The organism is Streptomyces sp. NPDC097595, from assembly GCF_044761525.1.
Classification (GTDB): domain Bacteria; phylum Actinomycetota; class Actinomycetes; order Streptomycetales; family Streptomycetaceae; genus Streptomyces; species Streptomyces drozdowiczii_A.
Window position 1 is genome coordinate 239,510 of sequence record NZ_JBIWCN010000010.1, and the last position, 18,216, is coordinate 257,725.

19 protein-coding genes are annotated in these 18,216 nt (G+C 71.2%); 13 read left to right on the top strand and 6 right to left on the bottom strand.

Features of this window, described 5'->3' with window-relative positions; translation table 11 throughout:
* Positions 1 to 52 precede the first annotated feature (52 nt).
* The 10 genes from ACIQZN_RS18295 to pstB all read left to right on the top strand — a co-directional run bounded on the left by ACIQZN_RS18295 (position 53) and on the right by pstB (position 10,599).
* Positions 53 to 463, top strand: a complete 411-nt coding sequence (locus ACIQZN_RS18295; RefSeq protein WP_403994384.1) for a GntR family transcriptional regulator — start codon at positions 53 to 55, stop codon at positions 461 to 463.
* Positions 460 to 1,350 (top strand): ABC transporter ATP-binding protein, encoded by an 891-nt coding sequence (locus tag ACIQZN_RS18300; protein WP_403994387.1) that lies wholly within the window; start codon positions 460 to 462, stop codon positions 1,348 to 1,350. The genes ACIQZN_RS18295 and ACIQZN_RS18300 overlap by 4 nt, the downstream gene beginning before the upstream one ends.
* Positions 1,347 to 2,297: an ABC transporter permease gene (locus ACIQZN_RS18305; RefSeq protein ID WP_403994390.1), complete on the top strand. Its 951-nt coding sequence runs from the start codon at positions 1,347 to 1,349 to the stop codon at positions 2,295 to 2,297. The genes ACIQZN_RS18300 and ACIQZN_RS18305 overlap by 4 nt, the downstream gene beginning before the upstream one ends.
* A 253-nt stretch (positions 2,298 to 2,550) precedes the next feature.
* Entirely contained in the window at positions 2,551 to 4,803 is a 2,253-nt protein-coding gene (locus ACIQZN_RS18310; RefSeq protein WP_403994393.1) for an RNA degradosome polyphosphate kinase, read from the top strand.
* A complete protein-coding gene (locus ACIQZN_RS18315; protein ID WP_403994396.1) occupies positions 4,769 to 5,806 on the top strand; it encodes a CHAD domain-containing protein in 1,038 nt (345 codons plus the stop codon). The genes ACIQZN_RS18310 and ACIQZN_RS18315 overlap by 35 nt, the downstream gene beginning before the upstream one ends.
* Positions 5,803 to 6,234, top strand: a complete 432-nt coding sequence (locus tag ACIQZN_RS18320) for an NUDIX hydrolase (protein WP_403994399.1) — start codon at positions 5,803 to 5,805, stop codon at positions 6,232 to 6,234. Before ACIQZN_RS18315 ends, ACIQZN_RS18320 begins: the two co-directional genes overlap by 4 nt.
* A gap of 229 nt (positions 6,235 to 6,463) precedes the next feature.
* Positions 6,464 to 7,600, top strand: a complete 1,137-nt coding sequence (gene pstS / locus ACIQZN_RS18325) for a phosphate ABC transporter substrate-binding protein PstS (RefSeq protein ID WP_403994402.1) — start codon at positions 6,464 to 6,466, stop codon at positions 7,598 to 7,600.
* A gap of 127 nt (positions 7,601 to 7,727) precedes the next feature.
* Positions 7,728 to 8,714, top strand: coding sequence for a phosphate ABC transporter permease subunit PstC (gene pstC / locus ACIQZN_RS18330; RefSeq protein ID WP_403994405.1), 987 nt, complete (start codon positions 7,728 to 7,730; stop codon positions 8,712 to 8,714).
* Positions 8,711 to 9,799 carry a phosphate ABC transporter permease PstA gene (pstA, locus tag ACIQZN_RS18335; protein ID WP_403994408.1) on the top strand — a complete coding sequence of 363 codons (1,089 nt, stop codon included), beginning with the start codon at positions 8,711 to 8,713 and terminating at the stop codon, positions 9,797 to 9,799. The genes pstC and pstA overlap by 4 nt, the downstream gene beginning before the upstream one ends.
* Before the next feature lie 23 nt (positions 9,800 to 9,822).
* A complete protein-coding gene (gene pstB / locus ACIQZN_RS18340; protein WP_143625604.1) occupies positions 9,823 to 10,599 on the top strand; it encodes a phosphate ABC transporter ATP-binding protein PstB in 777 nt (258 codons plus the stop codon).
* Between the two features lie 119 nt (positions 10,600 to 10,718).
* On the opposite strand, the gene ACIQZN_RS18345 is transcribed toward pstB, so the two are convergent.
* Together ACIQZN_RS18345 and ACIQZN_RS18350 are read right to left on the bottom strand one after the other, a co-directional pair.
* Positions 10,719 to 11,717 (bottom strand): anion permease, encoded by a 999-nt coding sequence (locus tag ACIQZN_RS18345; RefSeq protein WP_403994412.1) that lies wholly within the window; start codon positions 11,715 to 11,717, stop codon positions 10,719 to 10,721.
* A gap of 5 nt (positions 11,718 to 11,722) precedes the next feature.
* On the bottom strand, positions 11,723 to 12,343 hold the full coding sequence (locus ACIQZN_RS18350; RefSeq protein ID WP_026171331.1) for a DUF47 domain-containing protein: 621 nt from the start codon (positions 12,341 to 12,343) through the stop codon (positions 11,723 to 11,725).
* A gap of 201 nt (positions 12,344 to 12,544) precedes the next feature.
* On the opposite strand from ACIQZN_RS18350, the gene ACIQZN_RS18355 reads away from it, so the two are divergent.
* Complete coding sequence (locus tag ACIQZN_RS18355; protein WP_391268793.1) at positions 12,545 to 12,916, top strand: metal-sensing transcriptional repressor; 372 nt, start codon at positions 12,545 to 12,547, stop codon at positions 12,914 to 12,916.
* A gap of 15 nt (positions 12,917 to 12,931) precedes the next feature.
* On the opposite strand, the gene ACIQZN_RS18360 is transcribed toward ACIQZN_RS18355, so the two are convergent.
* Both ACIQZN_RS18360 and ACIQZN_RS18365 read right to left on the bottom strand, forming a co-directional pair.
* Complete coding sequence (locus ACIQZN_RS18360; protein ID WP_403994416.1) at positions 12,932 to 13,144, bottom strand: hypothetical protein; 213 nt, start codon at positions 13,142 to 13,144, stop codon at positions 12,932 to 12,934.
* 116 nt (positions 13,145 to 13,260) lie between these two features.
* Positions 13,261 to 14,121 (bottom strand): hypothetical protein, encoded by an 861-nt coding sequence (locus tag ACIQZN_RS18365; RefSeq protein WP_403994419.1) that lies wholly within the window; start codon positions 14,119 to 14,121, stop codon positions 13,261 to 13,263.
* 172 nt (positions 14,122 to 14,293) lie between these two features.
* Here ACIQZN_RS18365 and ACIQZN_RS18370 point away from each other — a divergent pair, with 172 nt between their 5' ends.
* Together ACIQZN_RS18370 and ACIQZN_RS18375 are read left to right on the top strand one after the other, a co-directional pair.
* The gene (locus ACIQZN_RS18370) at positions 14,294 to 14,467 is read left to right on the top strand and encodes a hypothetical protein (protein ID WP_403994422.1); all 174 of its coding nucleotides are present in this window, start codon (positions 14,294 to 14,296) and stop codon (positions 14,465 to 14,467) included.
* Between the two features lie 66 nt (positions 14,468 to 14,533).
* Positions 14,534 to 16,132: an FAD-binding oxidoreductase gene (locus tag ACIQZN_RS18375; protein ID WP_403994424.1), complete on the top strand. Its 1,599-nt coding sequence runs from the start codon at positions 14,534 to 14,536 to the stop codon at positions 16,130 to 16,132.
* Between the two features lie 83 nt (positions 16,133 to 16,215).
* On the opposite strand, the gene ACIQZN_RS18380 is transcribed toward ACIQZN_RS18375, so the two are convergent.
* Positions 16,216 to 16,947, bottom strand: coding sequence for a phosphatase PAP2 family protein (locus tag ACIQZN_RS18380; RefSeq protein WP_403994426.1), 732 nt, complete (start codon positions 16,945 to 16,947; stop codon positions 16,216 to 16,218).
* A 244-nt stretch (positions 16,948 to 17,191) separates the two neighbouring features.
* Positions 17,192 to 18,202: an NlpC/P60 family protein gene (locus ACIQZN_RS18385; RefSeq protein ID WP_403994428.1), complete on the bottom strand. Its 1,011-nt coding sequence runs from the start codon at positions 18,200 to 18,202 to the stop codon at positions 17,192 to 17,194.
* Positions 18,203 to 18,216 lie beyond the last annotated feature (14 nt).

Genomic DNA, 18,216 nt, shown 5'->3' on the forward strand with positions numbered 1-18,216 from the left:
CCGCCCCTTCTTTGCGGCACCCTTTCACTACTCAATTAGTGAAAGGGTGAAGATGGCAGAGTCCGCGGCAGTCGAGTTCCGCATCGACCGGCGCAGCGGCGTCGCCACCTACCTCCAGATCGTCCAGCAGACGAAACAGGCCCTGCGCCTGGGCCTGCTGGAGCCGGGCGACCGGCTGCCCACCGCCCGGGAGGTGGTCGAGGCGACCGCGATCAACCCGAACACCGTGCTCAAGGCGTACCGCGAGCTGGAACGCGAAGGGCTCGTCGAGGGCCGCCGCGGCCTCGGCACCTTCGTCACCGGAACGCTCGGGGGCGCGGCGGCCGCCGACGACTCCCCGCTGCGCGCCGAACTCGCCGCCTGGGCGGGCAGGGCGCGGGCGGCCGGACTCGAACGCGACGACGTGAGCGCGCTCTTCACCGCCGTACTGGACAGCACATTCGAGGGGGACCAGGACCGATGACAGGCACCGCGCTGGAGGCCGAGGGGCTCGGCATGAGGTACAGGGGCCGCGGGGGCGGCTGGGCGCTGCGGGACTGCACGTTCCGGCTGCCGGCCGGCGCCGTCTGCGCGCTCGTCGGGCCCAACGGCGCCGGCAAGTCGACCCTGCTCGCCCTGGCGGCGGGTTTCCTGCGGCCGGCCGAGGGAACGCTGCGAGTCCTGGGCTCGACGCCCGGCGAGACGCGTGCCCGGATGGCCTACGTGGCCCAGGACAAGCCGCTCTACCCGCAGTTGACGGTCTCCGAAACCCTGCGGGCGGGCGCGGAGCTGAACCCGGACGGCTGGGACGGGGACGCGGCGGCGCGCATCGCCGAACCGCTGCCGCCGGACGCGAAGGTCCGCTCCCTCTCCGGCGGCGGGCGCACCCGGCTCGCCCTCGCCCTCGCCCTGGGCAAGCGGGCCGAACTCCTGCTCCTGGACGAGCCGATGGCCGACCTCGACCCCCTCGCCCGCCACCAGCTGATGGGCGTCCTGATGGCCGAGGCCGCCGAGCGCCGGACGACCATCGTGATGTCCTCGCACATCCTCACCGAGCTGGAGGGCGCCTGCGACCACCTCCTCCTGATCGACGGCGGCCACGTCCGCCTCGGCGGCGAGACGGACGACCTCATCGCCGCCCACGCCGTACTCACGGGCCCGGTCCGCGACCTGGCCCCGCACACGGTGGTCGAATCCCGCACCACGGGCCGCACCCGGACCGCCCTGGTCCGCCCGGAGGGCCCGGTCGACCCGACCTGGGACCGCTCCGCCCCGTCCCTGGAGGAACTGTTGCTCGCGCACCTGCGCTCACCGGAAGCCCCCTCGCTGCTCACCCCGAGCGCGTCGGTCCCCGAGGCGGTGGTGGCATGAGCGCGCTCACCCTGCGGGGCCCGGAACGGGTAGTCACGCGGATGCAGCGCCGAACCCTGTGGGCGGGCGGCGTGCTCATGGTCCTGGGCATCGCCGCAGTGGTCGGGCTCCGGATCTGGGTCTCCTCCTCGCCCGAGAACTGCGCCGACCACGACACCACGCGCTGCGGCGACAGCACCTACCTGCCCACCTACGCCCGCTCCGCGACCCAGGTCTACCTGTCGGGCGGGGGCTCCGTCCTCCTGGCGCTCTCCCTGCTCACCGGGGTCTTCGTCGCGGGCCCGCTGATCGCCCGCGAACTGGAGAGCGGCACGTTCCGCTTCGCCTGGGCCCAGACGGTGTCGCCCGCTCGCTGGCTCGCGGCCCGGCTCGCCGTCCCCGCCCTCCTGGCGACCGCCGGCACGACCGTGCTGGTACTCGTCTACCGATGGGGCCGGTCCGGCGTCCTCGGTAACGCGCCGACCGAGCTCGTCTGGTCCGCGAACGGCGTCTACCCCGCCCTCGGCCCGGTCGCCCTCGCCTACGCCCTGCTCGCCGTGGCCGTCGGGGCCCTGTGCGCCGTCCTCGTACGCCGCACACTCCCGGCGATGGCCCTTACGGCCATCGTCCTGGGCACGGTCATGTACGGCTTCGGCAAGCGCCGCTACGAGCTCTGGCCCACGACCCGCGGCATCGGGAACACCCCCTGGCCCGGCAACAGCGCCTGGCCCATCGAATCGGGCATGCTCACCTCCTCCGGCAAGGAGCTGTACTGGAAGGACTGCTTCAAGCGGACCGACCCGGGCCCGGACTGCCTGCGGGACCAGGGCGGCGTCACCGGCTTCGTCGACTACCACCCCGTCTCCCATTTCTGGCCCCTCCAGCTCGTGGAGACCGGCATCCTCCTGGCCCTCGCCGCAGTCGCCACCGTCCTCGCCTTCCGGGTGCTGCGGCGCTACCACGCCTGAGCCGATCCCAAACCCGCCCGGGGCCCCGGCCCCGGGCGGGAGCCCCCACACACGGCCACCCACCGCTTCCCGCACGTCATGTCGTCGTAACCACGCATTCAGACGGCCTTGCGACCCTCGCAGGATGCAGCCAGCTGTGCCGTCCCCCCGCAACGGGCGAAATACCGGCAGAACGCGCCCCGACCGCGCCGTTCTCGCGATCTCGTCCGCCTCCGACGCGCCCCCGGAGCACTCCGGGCGGAACAATGGATCCATGAGCCAGCAGCCCAGCTCCGAGGTCCCGGTCCAGCCCGCCGCCCAGCCGTCCGTCGGCGCCCTCGCCGCACACCGGCCGCACGCCGTCGCCCCCTCCGGGGCGAGCACGGCCCTGTCCACCGCAGCCGATTTCGACCCCGACATCGACGCCGACGCCGACGCCTACGAACCCGAGGTGGACGGCGACGAGCTGCCGCAGGGCCGCTTCCTGGACCGCGAACGCAGCTGGCTCGCGTTCAACGAACGCGTCCTCGAACTGGCCGAGGACCCCACCACGCCCCTCCTGGAGCGCGCCAACTTCCTGGCGATCTTCGCGTCGAACCTGGACGAGTTCTTCATGGTCCGGGTCGCCGGCCTGAAGCGCCGCATCGCGACCGGGGTCGCCACCCGGTCCGCGTCCGGCCTCCAGCCCCGCGAGGTGCTGGACCTGATCTGGACCCGCTCGCGCGAGCTCATGGCCCGGCACGCCGCCTGCTACCAGCAGGACGTCGCCCCGGCACTCTCCGACGAGGGCATCCAGCTGATCCGCTGGCCGGAGCTGACCGACAAGGAGCAGGCCCGCCTGTTCACCTTCTTCCGGCAGCGCGTCTTCCCCGTCCTCACCCCCCTCGCCGTGGACCCGGCCCACCCCTTCCCGTACATCTCCGGCCTGTCGCTGAACCTCGCCGTCGTCGTACGCAATCCCGTCAGCGGCCACCGCCACTTCGCCCGGGTCAAGGTGCCCCCGCTGCTGACCCGCTTCCTGGAGGCGTCGCCGCAGCGCTACGTCCCCATAGAGGACGTCATCGCGGCCCACCTGGAGGAGCTGTTCCCGGGGATGGAGGTGCTGGCGCACCACATGTTCCGGGTCACCAGGAACGAGGACCTGGAGGTCGAGGAGGACGACGCCGAGAACCTTCTCAAGGCCCTGGAGAAGGAGCTCATGCGGCGCCGCTTCGGCCCGCCCGTCCGCCTGGAGGTCGAGGAGTCCATCGACCCGTACGTACTGGACCTGCTGGTCCGCGAGCTGAAGGTGTCCGACGCCGAGGTCTACCCGCTGCCGGGCCCCCTCGACCTCACCGGCCTCTTCGGCATAGCGTCGCTGGACCGGCCCGAGCTGAAGTACCCCAAGTTCATCGCCGGCACCCACCGCGACCTCGCCGAGGTCGAGTCCGCGTCCGCGCCGGACATCTTCGCCGCCGTACGCGAGCGGGACGTGCTGCTGCACCACCCGTACGACTCCTTCTCCACCTCCGTCCAGGCGTTCCTGGAACAGGCGGCCGGCGACCCGGACGTCCTCGCGATCAAGCAGACGCTGTACCGGACGTCGGGCGACTCACCGATAGTGGACGCCCTCATCGACGCCGCCGAATCCGGCAAACAGGTCCTCGTCCTGGTCGAGATCAAGGCCCGCTTCGACGAGCAGGCCAACATCAAGTGGGCGCGCAAGCTGGAGGAGGCGGGCTGCCACGTCGTCTACGGGCTCGTCGGCCTGAAGACCCACTGCAAGCTCTCCCTCGTCGTCCGCCAGGAGGGCGACACCCTGCGCCGCTACTCGCACGTCGGCACCGGCAACTACCACCCGAAGACGGCCCGGCTCTACGAGGACCTCGGCCTGCTCACCGCGGACCCGCAGGTCGGCGCCGACCTGTCCGACCTCTTCAACCGGCTCTCCGGCTACTCCCGCCGCGAGACCTACCGCCGCCTCCTCGTCGCCCCCAAGTCGCTGCGCGACGGCCTGGTCGCCCGCATCACCAAGGAAGTCACGCACCACCGCGCGGGCCGCCCCGCCTACGTACGGATCAAGGTCAACTCGATGGTGGACGAGGCGGTCATCGACGCCTGCTACCGGGCCGCCCAGGCCGGCGTCCCCGTCGACATCTGGGTACGCGGCATCTGCGCGATCCGCCCCGGCGTCACCGGCCTCTCCGAGAACATACGGGTCCGCTCGGTCCTCGGCCGCTTCCTCGAACACTCCCGGGTCTTCGCCTTCGGCAACGGCGGCGAACCCGAGGTCTGGTTCGGCAGCGCCGACATGATGCACCGCAACCTCGACCGCCGCATCGAGGCCCTGGTCCGGGTCACCGACCCCGCCCACCGCGCCGCGCTCAGCCGCCTCCTGGAGACCGGCATGGCCGACACCACCTCCTCCTGGCACCTGGGCCCCGACGGCAACTGGACCCGGCACTCCGTGGACGCGGACGGCAAACCCCTGCGGCACGTACAGGAAATGCTCATTGACGCCCGGAGGCGCCGGCGTGCGACGCCCTGACCAGCACACCCAGGCCGCGGCCCCGGCCCACGCCCCCGGCATCACCGACGTGAACGCCGGGGCCGTCCTCGGCCCCTATCTGCGCACCCAGGCCGCGGACTTCCTGCGCAGCCTGCGCCTGCACCGCGAGAACACCGCCCCCACGGACGCCGGAACGCGCGCCGCCGAACAGGCCGCCACGGCGCTGCGCCGCTCCTCCCGCCGGATCGGCGCCACCCTGCGCACCTTCCGCACCGCGCTCGACCCGCTCTGGGCGGAGCAGCTGCGCGCCGAGCTGTCCTGGCTCTCCGGCACCCTCGCCCGCGAACACGCGTACGCGGACCGGCTGACCCGGCTCCTGGAAGCCCTGCACGGCCTCTCCGGGGACCCCGTCCTCCCGGCAGCCCGCACCGGCGACGCCACGGGATCCGGCCGCCCCGTCCTCGGCGTCGGCGCCGCCCGGGCCGGCGCCCTGCTGGAACGGCAGCTCACCCTCGCCCGGACCCGCGCCCACTCCGCCGCCCTCCAGGCCCTCGGCTCCGCCCGCTTCCACGCGGTGGCCGACGCGGTCGCGCTGCTCGCCTCCGAGGTCCCGCTCTCGCCCGCCGCGGCCGGCCCCGCCGGTGAGCTGCTCGCCGAGCCCGCGGACCGGGCGGAGCAGCGGCTGCTCGGGGCCGTCGCCGCGCTGCCCTCCGACGAGTCGGCGGAGCCGTACAACGAGGCGCACGACGCGCCCTGGCACCAGACCCGCCTGCTCCTCCGGCTGCACCGCTACGCCCACGAGGTGGTGCACGGCGCCCCCGACCCGGTCCTGGCCGCCCCGGGCCGCGCCCTCGACCTGCACCGGGACGCGGCGGAGGCGGCCGGCGCGGCGGCCACGGCCGCCCGCACCCCGCGCATCGCCCCGGCGACCGCGTACGCCCTGGGCGTGCTCCACGCCGACCAGCGCCACGAGGTGGAGGCGGCGCGCGCGGTGTTCCGCGGGAGCTGGCCCTACGCGACGACGGGGGCGGCGCGGTCGTGAGCGGCACGGTGCGGGCGGCGGGCTGCGTCCTGTGGCGCCGGCCGCCCGCACCCGCCGGGGGCGTGGAGCTGTGCCTCGTACACCGGCCGCGTTACGACGACTGGTCCTTCCCCAAGGGCAAGCTGAAGCGCGGCGAGTCCCCGCGGGAGGCGGCGGCTCGCGAGGTCCTGGAGGAGACGGGCCACCACTGTGTGCCGGGGGCCGTGCTGCCCATGGTCCGGTACGTCGCGCACGGCCGCCCGAAGGAGGTCACGTACTGGTCCGCCGAGGCCACGACGGGCACCTTCACCCCGAACCACGAGGTGGACGCGGTGCTGTGGCTGCCGCCGAAGGCGGCCCGGGAGCGCCTGACGCAGCCACGCGACCGGGAAGTGCTGGAAGCGGCACTGAGGACACTGCCGCAGAATCCCAGCCCGTCCGGCGTTTGAGGACGGAACCGACGCCCGCGACCGGGCCGCACACGCGTGTTTCGCCGCCCCGGGGTCCCGGAACCCCATCGCCCTTCACGGTTCACCCCCCGTTCACTCACCCCCGTAAACCACGTCACCTGTTCTGCCTAATTTCAGACCTACCGGGTGCAGCGATCAGCCACTGCACCGCCCGCGTCGCACGCCGCCCGCAAGCAGCCGCGGCGGCTTCTGGAAGGAACACCCGAAAGTGAAGCTTCAGCGCAAGAACCGGCTTCGTGCCACCGCGCTCGGTGCCCTCGCCGTCTCCGGCGCCCTGGTCCTCACGGCGTGCGGTTCGGACGACAACAGCGGCGACACCTCCGCCACCGGCGGCGCCAAGACGAAGGCCGCGTCCAACGTCAAGTGCGACGGCGCCAAGGGCCAGCTGCGCGCCTCCGGCTCCTCCGCGCAGAAGAACGCCATGGACCTCTGGGTCAAGGAGTACATGGCCGCCTGCTCCGGCGTGGAGATCAACTACAACTCCTCCTCGTCCGGCGAGGGCATCGTCGCCTTCAACCAGGGCACCGTCGGCTTCGCCGGCTCCGACTCGGCGCTGAAGCCCGAGGAGGTCGCCGACTCCAAGAAGATCTGCAAGACCGGCCAGGGCATCAACCTCCCGATGGTCGGCGGCCCGATCGCCGTCGGCTTCCACCTCGAAGGCGTCGACAGCCTGACCCTGGACGCCCCCACCCTCGCCAAGATCTTCGACACGAAGATCAAGAAGTGGAACGACGAGGCGATCGCCAAGCTCAACCCCGACGCCAAGCTGCCGGACAAGGCGATCCAGCCCTTCCACCGCTCCGAGGACTCCGGCACCACGCAGAACCTCGGCAAGTACCTCGGCGCCGCGGCCCCGAAGGACTGGAAGTACGAGGCCGAGAAGAAGTGGCCCGCCCCCGGCGGCCAGGCCGCGTCCGGCTCCTCCGGCGTCGCCTCCTCGGTCAAGCAGGTCGACGGCGCCATCGGCTACTTCGAGCTCTCCTACGCCACCTCGCAGCAGATCTCCACGGTCGACATCGACACCGGCGGCTCCGCCCCGGTCAAGGCGTCCTCCGAGAACGCCTCCAAGGCCATCGCCGCCGCCAAGGTCAAGGGCACCGGCAAGGACCTGGCGCTCGACCTCGACTACACCACCAAGGAGGACGGCGCCTACCCGCTGGTCCTCGTCACGTACGAGGTCGTCTGCGACACCGGCAACAAGGCCGACACCCTCGGCACCGTCAAGTCCTTCCTGACCTACACCGCCTCGGCGGACGGCCAGAAGCTCCTCACCGAGGCCGGCTACGCGCCGATCCCCGAGGAGATCAACGCCAAGGTCCGCGAGACCGTCGCCGGCCTCTCGTAACCAGCCGTACGACACCCAGCGCAACCGGCGGCCGGTCCGGAACACCCCTCCGGACCGGCCCGCCACCGCCCCTCCGGTGCACCGCCGCCAGGGGAGCCCCGGCTCCCCCACACAGACCGGAAAGACCATGGCTTCCACCACGCAACAGATACAAACCCCGCCGGGCAGGCGATCCCGCCCCCGGTCCACGGGCCGCGCCGGCGACCGGATCTTCCTCGGCCTCTCCCGCGGCTCCGGCATCCTGCTCCTGGTGATCATGGCGTCGATCGCCGTGTTCCTCACCTACCGCGCCGCGATCGCCATCTCGAAGGACGAGGGCAACTTCCTCACCACCTTCGACTGGAACCCGGCCGGCGACCCGCCCGTCTTCGGCATCGCCGTCCTGCTCTTCGGGACCGTCGTCAGCTCCGTCATCGCGATGGCCATCGCGGTCCCGGTCGCCGTCGGCATCGCCCTGTTCATCTCGCACTACGCCCCGCGCAAGCTGGCCGGCCCCGTCGCGTACGTCATCGACCTGCTCGCCGCCGTCCCCAGCATCGTCTACGGCATCTGGGGCGCCCTCGTCCTCGTGCCGTACCTGGAGGGGCTCAACCTCTGGCTCGACCAGTTCTTCGGCTGGACCTACGTCTTCGAGAAGACCGAGATCGGCGTCGCCCGCTCCCTCTTCACCGTCGGCATCCTGCTCGCGATCATGATCCTGCCGATCGTGACCAGCGTCAGCCGCGAGGTCTTCCGCCAGGTCCCCCGGATGAACGAGGAGGCCGCGCTCGCCCTCGGTGCCACGCGCTGGGAGGTCATCCGCCTCTCGGTCCTGCCGTTCGGCCGCTCCGGCGTCATCTCCGCCTCGATGCTGGGCCTCGGCCGCGCGCTCGGCGAGACGATGGCCGTCGCCACCGTCCTGTCGCCGAACTTCCTGATCTCGCTGCACGTGCTCAACCCGGGCGGCGGGACGTTCGCCCAGAACATCGCGGCGAAGTTCGGCGAGGCCGACGCGTTCGGGCGGGACGCCCTGATCGCCTCCGGCCTGGTCCTCTTCGTCCTCACCCTGCTGGTCAACGGCGCGGCCCGGCTCATCATCGCCCGCCGCAAGGAGTACTCGGGGGCCAACGCATGAGCCACGCCACCACCACCCCCGGCGTCCAGGACCTCCCGACGCCCACACCGGCCGCCCCGAAGGGCAGCCTCAGCAGCCGGTCCCTGCCGCGCCTCGCCCCGCTCGGCTTCGCCGTCGTCGCGATCGCCCTCGGCGTCGGTCTGAGCCTCGCCGCCGGCTGGCAGAGCCGAGTGCAGTGGGGCCTGATCTCCGCGCTGCTCTTCCTGGCCATCTCGTACGTCGCCACCAGCGTGGTCGAGAACCGGCGCCAGGCCCGCGACCGCCTCGCCACCAGCCTGGTCTGGGTGTGCTTCCTGATCGCCGTCGTCCCGCTGGCCTCACTGCTCTGGACGACCGTCAGCCGAGGCTCGGAACGCCTGGACGGCTACTTCCTGACCCACTCGATGGCCGGGGTCCTCGGCCCCGAGGCCAGCGGCGGCGTCTACCACGCGCTGATCGGCACCCTGGAACAGGTCGGCATCGCCACCCTGATCTCCGCCCCGCTCGGCCTGCTCACCGCCGTCTACCTGGTGGAGTACGGCAAGGGCGCGCTGGCCAAGGCCGTGACCTTCTTCGTCGACGTCATGACCGGCATCCCGTCGATCGTGGCCGGTCTCTTCATCCTCTCGATCATGCTCATCGCGGGCCTGGAACCGTCCGGCCTGATGGGCGCGCTCGCCCTGACGATCCTGATGATCCCGGTCGTCGTCCGCTCCACCGAGGAGATGCTCAAGCTCGTCCCGAACGAGCTCCGCGAGGCATCGCTCGCCCTCGGCATCCCGAAGTGGCGCACGATCCTGAAGGTGGTCCTGCCGACCGCGATCGGCGGCATCGCGACGGGCGTCATGCTCGCCGTCGCCCGCATCGCCGGCGAGACCGCCCCGATCATCCTGCTGGTCTTCGGCAGTCAGCTGATCAACACCAACCCCTTCGAAGGCGCCCAGTCGTCACTGCCCTTCTACATCTACGAGCAGTACAAGATCGGGGAGGCCGCGTCCTACGACCGCGCCTGGGCAGCGGCCCTGGTCCTGATCGCCTTCGTCATGATCCTCAACCTGGTGGCCCGCGGCATCGCCCGCTGGAAGGCCCCGAAGACCGGCCGCTGAGGCCACCGAAAGCAGTGATTCAGATGGCCAAGCGCATCGACGTCAGCGGACTGTCGGCCTACTACGGCAGCCACAAGGCGATAGACGACATCTCCATGACCATCGAGCCCCGCTCGGTGACCGCCTTCATCGGCCCCTCCGGCTGCGGCAAGTCCACCTTCCTGCGCACCCTGAACCGTATGCACGAGGTCACCCCCGGCGGCCGCGTCGAGGGCAAGGTGCTCCTGGACGACGAGAACCTGTACGGGACGAATGTCGACCCGGTGACCGTACGGCGTACGGTCGGCATGGTCTTCCAGCGCCCGAACCCCTTCCCCACCATGTCGATCTTCGACAACGTGGCGGCGGGCCTGCGCCTCAACGGCTCGTACCGCAAGAGCGCCCTCAACGACATCGTGGAGAAGTCGCTGCGCGGCGCGAACCTGTGGAACGAGGTCAAGGACCGGCTGAACAAGCCCGGCTCCGGCCTCTCCGGCGGCCAGCAGCAGCGCCTGTGCATCGCCCGCGCGATCGCCGTCGAGCCGGACGTGCTGCTGATGGACGAGCCGTGCTCCGCCCTCGACCCGATCTCCACCCTCGCCATCGAGGACCTGGTCGGCGAGCTCAAGGAGCGGTTCACGATCGTCATCGTCACGCACAACATGCAGCAGGCCGCCCGCGTCTCGGACCGCACCGCGTTCTTCAACCTGGCGGCGGTCGGCAAGCCCGGCAAGCTCATCGAGATCGACGAGACGGAGCGCATCTTCTCCAACCCGTCGGTCCAGGCCACCGAGGACTACATCTCCGGCCGCTTCGGCTGATCCGCCCGGCCCTCCCGTACGGCCTTGGGGTGCTGCATGGCGGTGCCACCACAAGGCGAAAAGGGTCCGCCCCGCACTCCCGAGGGAGTGCGGGGCGGACCCACGTAAAGCAGCCGGCGTCAGCCGAACATCAGGTAGACGACCCCGTAACTCGCGGCAGCGACCAGCGCCGCGGCCGGCATCGTGATGAACCAGCCGAGGATGATGTTCTTCGCGACACCCCACCGCACCGCGTTCACCCGCTTCGTGGCGCCCACACCCATGATCGCCGAGGTGATCACATGGGTGGTCGAGATCGGCGCGTGGAAGAGGAACGCCGAACCGAACATGATCGACGCACCCGTCGTCTCGGCGGCGAAGCCCTGCGGCGGGTCCAGCTCGATGATCTTCCGGCCGAGCGTACGCATGATGCGCCAGCCGCCCGCGTACGTACCGAGCGACAGCATCAGCGCGCAGACCAGCTTCACCCAGACCGGGATCGGATCGCTCGGGGACTCGACGTCGGCGATGACCAGGGCCATCACCACGATGCCCATCGTCTTCTGCGCGTCCTGGAGACCGTGCCCGAGCGCCATGCCCGCGGCCGAGACCGTCTGCGCGATGCGGAAACCGCGCTTGGCCTTGTGCGGGTTGGACTTCCGGAACATCCACATGATGGCGACCATCACCAGATAACCGACCACCAGGCCGATCACCGGCGACAGGAACATCGGGATGACGATCTTGTCGAGCACCCCGTCCCAGTGCACCATCGTCCCGCCGGCCAGCGCCGCGCCGACCATCCCGCCGAACAGCGCGTGCGAGGACGACGAGGGAAGGCCGAAGTACCAGGTGACCAGGTTCCAGATGACGGCACCGACGAGCGCGGCGAAGAGGATGCCCATCCCCTTGTTGCCCTCGGGCGTCGCGATCAGGCCCTCACTGACGGTCTTGGCGACCCCGCTGCCGAGGAACGCGCCCGCGAGGTTCATCACGGCCGCCATCGCCAGCGCCGCACGCGGCGTCAGCGCACGGGTCGAGACCGACGTGGCGATCGCGTTCGCCGAGTCGTGGAAGCCGTTGGTATAGGTGAAGCCGAGCGCGACGCCGATGGTCACGATCAGTACGAAGGTGTCCACGTGGTTCAGGACTCCTTGACCGCGATGGTCTCCACCGTGTTCGCGACGTGCTCGAACGCGTCGGCAGCCTCTTCCAGCACGTCCACGATCTGCTTCAGCTTCAGCACCTCTATGGCGTCGTACTTGCCGTTGAAGAGGTGGGCGAGCAGCTTGCGGTGGATCTGGTCGGCCTGGTTCTCCAGGCGGTTGACCTCGATCCAGTACTCGGTGAGGTTGTCCATCGTGCGCAGACCGGGCATGGCCTCGGCGGTCAGTTCGGCCGCCCGCGCCAGCACCTCGATCTGCTGCTCCACACCCTTGGGAAGCGTCTCGATCTGATACAGCACGACCAGATCGACGGCCTCCTCCATGAAGTCCATGATGTCGTCGAGCGACGACGCGAGGTTGTAAATGTCCTCACGGTCGAACGGCGTAATGAAGGAGGAGTTCAGCTGGTGGAAGATCGCGTGGGTGGCATCGTCCCCCGCGTGCTCCGCTGCCCGCATGCGCTCCGCGATCTCGGCCCGGGAGGACGAATCCGCCCCGAGCAGTTCCATCAGGAGTTTCGAGCCCGTGACGATGTTGTCCGCGGATGCGGAGAACATGTCGTAGAAGCTCGTCTCCCTGGGGGTCAGACGAAAGCGCACGTGGGGTCCTCGGGGTGCTTTGGATTCGGTCAGGCTGATGCTAGGCGCATCATCCGGCCACGGCTAACCGGCATTCTTCAGTGTCGCCCATCGGGCACAGTGATCAGCACGGGCCCCAGGTCACGTTTCAGCTGAATTCGTTAGGATATACCCACCAGGGGTATTCAAAGCGGCAGGGCAAAGGAAAAACGGGAGGCAGCAATGACCACCACCGAGGCCATGGGGACCGGGCCCGACGCGGTGCCCGGCGCGGCTCCCGTGGAAGCGATCGTGACCGACCACGACCGCGGCATACACGGCTACCACCACCAGAAGACCGAACACCTCAAGCGCCTGCGCCGCATCGAGGGCCAGATCCGCGGCCTCCAGCGCATGGTGGACGAGGACGTCTACTGCATCGACATACTCACCCAGGTCTCGGCGTCCACCAAGGCGCTCCAGTCCTTCGCGCTCCAGCTCCTGGAGGAGCACCTGCGCCACTGCGTCGCCGACGCGGCACTCAAGGGCGGCGACGAGGTCGACGCGAAGGTCGAGGAGGCCACCAAGGCCATCGCCCGCCTGCTGCGCACCTGATCCCTGGTGATCCCGTCAGCCCCGGTGATCGCCCTGCCGGGGGACGGTGGCGGTGCGGTCGGTGACTGTGCTCCCGTCCGTTCCCACCTTCACGTCGAGCACCTCGTCGATACGGTCCGCACTGAGCCGTTCCCCGATCGCCGCCGAAGCCGCGATCATCAGTTCCCCGCACAGCTCGATCTCGGCGAGCGCCACATGGTCCGATACGGTCGGGCTGAGCGTCACCACGTCACTCACCTCTCACTGCCGTCACCGGCTTCCTAGAGTAGAGAGCCCGACACGCACCGCGCATGGCACGGACGGACCATTTCGCCCCCACCCATGCGGAGACCGTGCGACTCATCTCACGCCCGCCCCTGCTCGATCTCGCCGGTGTAGATGTCCCGGTCGTGCGGCAGCCGTACGGTGACGGGCACGCCGAACCCGTAGAGCAGCGTCGTGGAGACGACCTCCGCCGCCGGGCCCTCGTTGGCGAAGCTGAACCGGTGGCGCACCTTGCGCAGCCGCCCCTGCTCGTCCAGATACGCGTCGAACGGCACGGCCCGCGTGCGGAACCCTTTCGCCGCCGCCACCAGCGCCGCCCGCGCACCGGGCGCCGCCAGCCGGGCCGCCCGGCCGATGTCCGCGGTGCCCCGGTAGTGCCGCACGGCCACCCCGGCCACATCCGTCTCGCCCACGTACGTCACGGCCCCCGCGCCCCGCAGCAGCTCGGCGGCGGCCAGCGGATCGGTCACCCCGCCGGTGACCAGATTGCCGTCCTCCAGGGCCGTCGTGTCGATCCGCACCCACTTGTCGGCGGGCACCCCCGCGCCCCGGTTCATCATGTACAGCGCACCCGGCGCCAGCAGCTCCGTGATCGGCCGGTGCTCCTCCTCGCCCGCCGCGTCGGGCGGCAGCACCACCTTCAGCCGGCCCGAACCGGCCCGGAAGTCGTACGCCCCCGAGCCCCGGATCGTGACCCGGGTGCCACCGGCGGCCGTCTCCATCGACGTACTCACCTCGGCGCTCGCGACCCCGTCCCCGGCGAGCACCGCCGCCGCCCGCCGCACCACCTCGACGCCGCCGTCCCGGGCGTCCGCGGCCGCCGCGGCACGGTCGACGCCGCCGCCACCGGCACACCCGGCGGCCGCCGCCGTCACGCCCACCGCGACGAGGGCGCGCACGACGCGCACCCCGCCTCCGGACCTGTGCTGCTGCACCACCATCGCCTGCCCATCCCGAACCGCTTGCCCGAGGTCGTGTCCGCCTCGCATAACGACGGCCCGTGCCCCCTGTAACGTCCACGCCCCCGATTGGCGCCCTCAGCGCGGTGCGAGCGCCCCCTCACGGTTGACGGACCCCTCCCGGCCGGGGCGCCCTGCCCAGTACCGTGTTCGCGTGTACGACCAACACACCGCCGACGTCCCGCCGGCCCGCCCCGCCCATGAGCCCACCACCGTCGAACGCGGCTCCTTCTGCACCGCCCGCTGCGCCTGCGGCTGGTCCGGCCCCGCCCGCCGCTCCCGCGACCGGGCCCGCGCGGACGCCGAGGACCACCGCACCACGGCCTGAGCACCGGCCCTCCCCCTCTCGGGCCTTTCCTTCGGGTCAGGCCCTCTCCCCCACATCGGAGGTCCGATGACCCTGCCGAACCGGCGCACGCTCCTCGCGGCGGGCGCCGCCGTCCTCACCGGCGCCACCGCCACCGCGTGCGAGGGCACCGACACGACGGACCCGGCCCCCGGCGACACCACGACCTCCTCCGGGCCCGCGTCGTCGTCCCCCGCCCCCTCGGCGTCCAAACCCTCCAAGCCCTCCGGCCCGGCGGACTGGTCCGCGCTCGCCAAGAGCCTCGACGGGCCGCTGATCCGCCCCGGCGACAGCGCGTACCCGACCGCCCGTCAGCTCTACAACACCCGCTTCGACGGCCAGAAACCGGCCGGGATCGCCTACGTCCGGCACGAGGACGACATCCGCGAGTGCCTCGCCTTCGCCCGCCGCGCCTCCGTGCCGGTCGCGATCCGCAGCGGCGGCCACTCGTACGCCGGCTGGTCGAGCGGCAACGGCCGCCTGGTGATTGACGTCGCGTCACTCAACCGCGTCGAGTCGGACGGCACGATCGGCGCCGGCGCCAAGCTCCTCGACGTCTACGAGGGCCTGGCCGCGCACGGCGTGACGATCCCCGGCGGCTCCTGCCCCACGGTCGGCATCTCCGGTCTCACCCTCGGCGGCGGCCACGGCGTCGCCGCCCGCGCCTACGGCCTGACCTGCGACAGCCTCACCGCCGCCACCCTCGTCACGGCCGACGGCCGCACCGTGACCGCCGACGCCAAACGCGACCCCGACCTCTTCTGGGCGCTGCGCGGCGCGGGCAACGGCAACTTCGGCGTCGTCACGAGCCTCCGCTTCCGTACGCACTCCGCCCCTCGCACGGTCACCGCGTACATGTCCTGGCCCTGGTCGCGCGCCCGGGACGTCGTCACCGCCTGGCAGGAGTGGGGCCCGGCCCAGCCCGACGAGATCTGGTCCGCCGCGCACCTCGACGCCGGGCCGGGCGGCAGCAACCCGACGGTCTCGGTCTCCGCCTTCAGCCTCGGCACGTACGGGGACCTCCAGAACGCCGTCGACCGCCTCGCCGACCGCATCGGCGCCTCCGCCACGTCGGTCTCGCTGCGCCGCCGCGACTACCGCGAGGCGATGCTCGTGTACGCGGGCTGCTCGGGCCTCACGGACGCGCAGTGCCACCTCCCGGGGACCACGCCGGGCCGCACCCCGCAGGGCGCCCTCCAGCGCGAGACGTACGCCGCCGCCTCGGACTTCTACGACCGCTCACTGCCTCCGGCGGGCGTTGCGGCCCTGCTCGCAGCGGTCCAGGCGTTCACCCGGCTCGCCCCGGGCCAGGGCGGCGGCGGCTCGGTCGCGCTGACCGCGCTGGGCGGAGCGGTGAACCGGGTGGCCCCGGGGGCCACCGCGTTCGTCCACCGCCGCTCCCGGATGCTCGCCCAGTACATCGGGGCCTGGCGGCCCGGGGCCCCGGGAACCGCCCAGCAGAAGTGGCTGAAAGACACCCATGCGGCGATGCGCCCGTACGCCTCCGGAGCGGCGTACCAGAACTACACGGACCCGTCCCTGACCAACTGGCGCACCGCGTACTACGGCTCGGGGGCGGGGCGCCTGGCCCAGGTGAAGAAGCGGTACGACCCGGAGGGGCTGTTCACGTACGCGCAGGGGGTGTGAGGAGCGGAGAGCTCCACATACACGTGTGCCCCGGGCCGCCCTTGCGGGCTCCGGGGCACATGCGCGAGGGGGACGGGCGGCTCTCAGGCCGCGAGGCCCTTCTCGCCGTCGGAGCCGCCGCCGCGCGAACCGGGGCGCGGCTCGGGGATCCCGAGCGCGTCGTCGCGGCCGGAGTCCACCGCCCGGGGGCGGCGCGAGCGGACGAGGGGGCCGAGGCGGGCGGACCGGGAGACGGCCGCCACGAGGGGCGTCAGCATCATCATCGCCAGGGGCGCGAGGAGCAGCGCGACGGCCGTACCGAGGGCGAAGCCGCCGACGACGTCGGTCGGGTAGTGAACGCCCATGTAGACCCGGCAGAAGCCTTCCAGCAGGGCGAGCCCGATGGCCGCGATGCCGAACTTCCGGTGGGCGACGAAGAGCCCGACGCCGAGGGCCATCGCCATCGTGGCGTGGTCGCTGACGAACGAGAAGTCGTTCTTCCCGTCGACCAGGACGTCGAGCCCGGAGTGGTCCTTGAAGGGCCGCGGCCGCTCCACGAAGCCACGGATCGGGATGTTGATCAGCAGCGCGATACCGGCCGCGAGCGGGGCCCAGACGAGCCCGGCCACCGCCGACACGGAGTCCTCGGCCGTGCCGCGCCGGCGGACGCTCCACCAGCACCACAGGACCACGAGGACCATGCCGAACATGATCCCGTACTCTCCGACGAACTCCATGACCCGGTCGAACCAGGTGGGAGCGGACTTGGCGAGCCCGTTGATGTCGTAGAGCAGGCTGACGTCGGGGTTCGACCCATCCAGTGCGAGTCCAGCCATCTGCTGCGGCCCCTTGCCTTGTCTGCTGCTGCGGCACACGTCCCTGTGCGCCGCGATTCACGAACCCCCGTGTTATTCGGTTCGTCCACGTCGATCACTCACGCGCCCAGCCAGAGAACGACGCACCCCGTGCGTACGTTCCACTCTCCACCGAATGATCACCATGACGTTATCGAAGAGTGACACATCGTCGCAGCTCAGGGCCCGGGCTTCACGGAGGGTTCCGGCCACCGGCACGCGCACCTCAGGCGGCCGGCCGCGCGGTCGGCAACGCCGCGGCCCCGTCCTTGGTCACGCGAGTGGCACCGAAGTAGTCGGGCGTGTCGATCTTGTCGAACCGAATGACCGCACCAGTGTACGGAGCATTGATCATGTACCCGCCCCCGACGTAGAGGCCGACGTGATGAATGGCACGGGAATTGGTCAGATCGTCGGAGAAGAACACGAGATCGCCGGGAAGCAGCTCATCGCGTGCCGGATGCGGCCCGGCGTTGTACTGATCGTTCGCAACGCGGGGCAGCTCGATGTCCACGGTCCGGTACGCGGCCTGGGTCAGCCCGGAACAGTCGAACCGCCCGCCCTGCTCGGGCGTACCGTTGCCGCCCCACAGGTACTTGGTACCGAGCTTCTTCTGAGCGAAGTAGATGGCCCCCGCCGCCTGCTGGGAGGGCTGCACCCGGCCGACGGGCCGGGCGAAGCTCTTCTCCAGTGAACGGATGATCTTGACGTAGTTCCTGGTCTCGGCGATGTCGGGCACGCCGCCGGACTTGATCACGCGGTACGCCCCCGCGTTGTAGGCGGCGAGCATGTTGTCGGTGGGGTCACCGGGGACCTTCTTCACGTACCCGGCGAGCTCGCAGTCGTACGAAGCGGCGGAGGGGATCGCGTCGGCCGGGTCCCACACGTCCCGGTCCCCGTCCCCGTCCCCGTCGATCCCGTGCCCCGCCCAGGTCCCGGGAATGAACTGCGCGATGCCCTGCGCGGCGGCGGAGCTCTCGGCGCGGGGGTTCCAGCCGCTCTCCTGGTAGAGCTGGGCGGCGAGCAGGGCCGGGTTGATGGCGGAGCACAGATTCCCCCACTTCTGCACCAGCCCCTGATACTTGGCCGGCACAGCCCCCTTGGCCAACGCCACGGCCCCCCCACCGGCCCCCCCGACGAGCCCGGCAGCAGCGGAGTAGGTCCCCACAACAAGCAACGCCACAAAACACAGGGCCCCCCCGACCCCGACCCCCATGGCCACCCAGAATCTACGCACCCGTCAACCATCCC

Excerpts from the sequence above, each read along its gene's own strand:
- ACIQZN_RS18295 (WP_403994384.1), top strand. The coding sequence starts at position 53 with ATGGCAGAGTCCGCGGCAGTCGAGTTCCGCATCGACCGGCGCAGCGGC.
- ACIQZN_RS18300 (WP_403994387.1), top strand. The coding sequence starts at position 460 with ATGACAGGCACCGCGCTGGAGGCCGAGGGGCTCGGCATGAGGTACAGG.
- ACIQZN_RS18305 (WP_403994390.1), top strand. The coding sequence starts at position 1,347 with ATGAGCGCGCTCACCCTGCGGGGCCCGGAACGGGTAGTCACGCGGATG.
- ACIQZN_RS18310 (WP_403994393.1), top strand. The coding sequence starts at position 2,551 with ATGAGCCAGCAGCCCAGCTCCGAGGTCCCGGTCCAGCCCGCCGCCCAG.
- pstC (WP_403994405.1), top strand. The coding sequence starts at position 7,728 with ATGGCTTCCACCACGCAACAGATACAAACCCCGCCGGGCAGGCGATCC.
- pstA (WP_403994408.1), top strand. The coding sequence starts at position 8,711 with ATGAGCCACGCCACCACCACCCCCGGCGTCCAGGACCTCCCGACGCCC.
- pstB (WP_143625604.1), top strand. The coding sequence starts at position 9,823 with ATGGCCAAGCGCATCGACGTCAGCGGACTGTCGGCCTACTACGGCAGC.
- ACIQZN_RS18355 (WP_391268793.1), top strand. The coding sequence starts at position 12,545 with ATGACCACCACCGAGGCCATGGGGACCGGGCCCGACGCGGTGCCCGGC.
- ACIQZN_RS18365 (WP_403994419.1), bottom strand. The coding sequence starts at position 14,121 with ATGGTGGTGCAGCAGCACAGGTCCGGAGGCGGGGTGCGCGTCGTGCGC.
- ACIQZN_RS18375 (WP_403994424.1), top strand. The coding sequence starts at position 14,534 with ATGACCCTGCCGAACCGGCGCACGCTCCTCGCGGCGGGCGCCGCCGTC.
- ACIQZN_RS18380 (WP_403994426.1), bottom strand. The coding sequence starts at position 16,947 with ATGGCTGGACTCGCACTGGATGGGTCGAACCCCGACGTCAGCCTGCTC.